A 204-nucleotide genomic window follows, 5' to 3' on the forward strand; every position below is an offset into this window, starting at 1 on the left:
TTCAGCTTCTTCAATCGTTTTACGCATGGAACGAATACCGAAGGTATACTGAATGAATGTCAGTTTAACTAAATTAACTGGATCAATACTTGGGCGTCCTACCTCTGAATACATATCTTTCACCAAGTCGTAAATGAAAGTGAAGTCAATGGAAGCCTCCTTTTTACGAACCAAATGGTTCGCCGGCACCAGTTGATCTAAAGT

At 39.7% G+C, this 204-nt stretch carries 1 protein-coding gene; it reads right to left on the reverse strand.

Going from position 1 to position 204, the window contains the following annotated elements:
- A partial coding sequence (locus Q8G36_RS29000) for a transposase (RefSeq protein ID WP_305275403.1) occupies window positions 1-204 on the reverse strand: 204 nt, incomplete at both ends.

It is taken from the genome of Peribacillus frigoritolerans, from assembly GCF_030676415.1.
In the GTDB taxonomy this organism is placed as follows: Bacteria; Bacillota; Bacilli; order Bacillales; family DSM-1321; genus Peribacillus; species Peribacillus frigoritolerans_A.